The organism is Nonomuraea sp. NPDC049784 (genome assembly GCF_040659615.1).
In the GTDB taxonomy this organism is placed as follows: domain Bacteria; phylum Actinomycetota; class Actinomycetes; order Streptosporangiales; family Streptosporangiaceae; genus Nonomuraea.
Window position 1 is genome coordinate 1 of the sequence record NZ_JBFAMX010001210.1, and the last position, 1,368, is coordinate 1,368.

The 1,368-nt window shown below is 74.0% G+C and carries 1 pseudogene; it reads right to left on the reverse strand.

What is annotated here, in order from left to right:
* Positions 1-1,254 (reverse strand): annotated as a pseudogene (locus AB0J09_RS64790) (amino acid adenylation protein); the annotation flags it as partial.
* Positions 1,255-1,368: the final 114 nt, after the last annotated feature.

Sequence of the window (1,368 nt, forward strand, 5' to 3'; positions counted from 1 at the left end):
GTAGCCGGCCGCGAGCCACTCGAAGGCGGCGGCGACCAGGACGGCGAGCGCGACCGCGCACATCGCTGGCACCACGCGGAACGCCTCGACCAGCGCCCTGGCCACCTTGTACCGGGCGGGCGGGTGATAGGTGCGGCTCCGATCGGCCTCCTCGGCGGTACGGCGCAGCTCCATGGGCGGCATGCCCACGTACGACGAACCGGACCTGGCCTTCTTCGGCGTCGCCGACAGCACCCCGACCAGGCCGTCCTTGGGCACCTTGCGTCCGGGCGCGGTCATCCCCGAGTTGCCGAGGAAGGCGCGCTTGCCGATCCGCGCCGAGGCGATGCGCATCCAGCCGCCGTCCAGCTCGTACGGGGCGACCATCGTGTCGTCGGCCAGGAAGGCGCCGTCTCCGACGGACGTCATCGTGGGCAGCGCGAGAACCGTGGAGAGCTCGACGCCGCGGCCCACCTTCATGCCGAGCGCCCGCAGCCACGCGGGCGTCAGGACGCTGGCATACAGCGGGAACAGCCAGACGCGCGCCGACGCCATCAGCCGCCCCGTCGCCCACGCCTGCCAGGCCTGGCGGCTGTGGACCGGATGGCGGCCCGCGTGCAGGCCGATACCGAGCAGCCGCACGCTGAGCAGCGTGACCAGCGCGAAGGCGGTCATGCCGGCGATCGTCGCCAGCGGCACGCCCGGCAGAGCGGCGGCCAGGGCCTGGCCGAGCGTGCGCGCGTCGCCGGCGAACACGGCCAGGACCACGAGCCCGGTTCCGGCCGCGACCGCCGGGAGCAGGCTGAGCACGACGGCGGTCAGCCCGTACAGTGCGGCCCAGAACCGGGAGCGGGCAGGCCGCTCCGCGGGCCGCGACCTGCGTGACTTGCCCTGTCTGAACGCCGGGGCGCCGGCCCAGAACTGGCCGGCCGGCACGCTGCCGGCGACCGCCGTTCCAGGGGCGATCTGGGCGTTCTTTCCGATTCTCGTGCCAGGCAGCAGCGTCGATCGGGAACCGACCCTCGCGCCGGCACCGATCCTGATCTCGCCGATGTGCAGCCGGTCGCCGTCGTACCAGTGGCCGCGGAGATCGACCTCCTGCTCGACCGACGCGCCCCTGCCCAGCTTGAGCAGCCCCGTGACGGGTGGCGGCGAGTGCAGGTCGGCGTCGCCGCCCACCTGGGCGCCCAGCAGGCGGGCGTACCACGCCAGGTAGGGCGCGCCGGCCAGGTCGGGAACGCCGAGCCGCTCGGCGAACCGCTCGGCGAACCACAACCTCAGATGGACGCCGCCGCCACGCGGATGACCCGAAGCGGGCGCCCACGGCCAGCACCAGATCGCTGTCCAGGAACGCGGCGTTGCCCCACCGCGTCTGGGTCTGTATGCCCG